1 protein-coding gene is annotated in these 1,812 nt (G+C 30.6%); it reads left to right on the top strand.

Annotated features, from left to right (window positions below):
• Positions 1 to 1,680, top strand: a 1,680-nt coding sequence (locus EZH24_RS11120; protein WP_137999176.1) for an ABC transporter permease, incomplete at its 5' end; no start/stop codon positions are given.
• Positions 1,681 to 1,812: the final 132 nt, after the last annotated feature.

Genomic DNA, 1,812 nt, shown 5'->3' with positions numbered 1-1,812 from the left:
ATAGAAAATCTTATAAGAATAAAATTAAAACAGAAAATATTTTATTTTACCGACAGAGAGCAATCGGTTAATTATGTGAATTACGAGCAAACTTTACTTCAAATTGATTCTTTTTCTTATATTTGCCCTTCGATATTACTCTTAATGGCAATACTTCTTCTTTATATAATACAGAGAAGAAATGTCGCCGTTGAAAGAAAACAAATTGGAATAATGAAAGCGATTGGACTTACCGACGCGTCTATAATGTATATGTATATAAAATATTCTTTTTTGGTTTCGTTTTTTGGAATATTGCTTGCCTTTATATCGGCTAAAATAATTTTGCCTTCAATATTCGAGCAATTAATAAAAATATTCGACATGCCAAATTTCACTTACAATACTTATTTCGATTTATGGATTATAGCGGGAGCGATTATATTGTTCGTATGCATTTTGTCGAATTTGCTTGCCGCAATTTCAATCTTAAAACTTAATCCAGCTCAATCGATGCGAGGCGAACATCCGAAAGGCGGCGGAAAAAATTTCATAGAGAATTTAAGTTTGTGGAATAAATTTTCATTCAACACAAGATACGCTATAAAAAACGCTTCAAGAAGTATAACGAGATATTTCGCTTCTTTATGGGGAATGTTTGCGGCTATAAGTATGACTATATTCGCTCAAGGATTTAATAATTCTTTCGATTATTTTTTATCGACTTTATATCAAAAATTTTCGCTTTACGATATTAAGGCTGCGATTAATCCGACAAAATGGGAAGAAGATTCGGATATAATTACAAATGATATAATAAAATCCTACGATAAAGCGGCAATATATCAATCGAGAATATATCCCGCGTTCAAAAGCGATAGCGAAAATCTATATATACCGACTTTAATATATAAAGATAATTTTTCTTCTTTGGATATTCCAGAAAACGATAATCCAGAAGATACAATAATGCTTCCGAAATATTTGGCTGATAGATTAAAAATTAAAGAAAACGATTATATCGGAATAGAATTATATACTTTGGGAAATACAGTTTCAAGAATAGTCAAATGCGGAAAATTTGTCGAACAGCAGGGAATGTTTTTCGTTTATATGGACAAAAAATTCGCGGAAAAAGAATTCGATATTTCTGACGATTATAATAATATATTTTTTACAACGAAAGAAAATGTTTCGGACGAAGATATAAAAGAAATTTTGGACGACAGCGAAGATATCTCTTATTATAGTTTTGTAAACGATGAATATACGGCGAATAAAAATCAAATAGCGACAATTTATCTTTTGGTTCAAATACTTATATTTATAGCTTTTTTGCTTGGGGCGACTTCTCTTTACGGGGTCGGCGTAATAACTTTGGCTACAAGAAGATACGAATTTACTCTTCTTAAAGTCATGGGATATACGACTAAAGAAATAATGATTGCTTCGCTTAAAGAAACGATTACTCAAATAATAATAGCGATTCCTACGGGGATAGCGGCTGGCTATGGAATATTATATTTGGTTAAAAAACCTTTCTCAAGCAAATTGTTTTCTTTCGTTCCGCATATTTACGATGAAAGTTATATTTATGCGATTCTGCTTCTTATAACCGCAATATTTTTGGTTTCGATTATGAGCGCTCATTATGTGAATAAGTTGGATATGGTGGAAGGTTTGAAAGATAGGGAAGAATAATTTTCGATATAAATAAAAAGACACCGCAATAAATACGATGCCTTTTTTTTCTTATCTTATCAATTTTATCAGTTTTTAATTTGCAATTTATTATTGAACTTTACTTATATCTATCTCTACAGTTCCATAATC

This window comes from Brachyspira catarrhinii (assembly GCF_005518285.1).
Lineage (GTDB): Bacteria > Spirochaetota > Brachyspiria > Brachyspirales > Brachyspiraceae > Brachyspira > Brachyspira catarrhinii.
The sequence above is the reverse complement of the archived record's forward strand: the minus strand, read 5'-3'. Positions and strand labels throughout refer to the sequence as shown.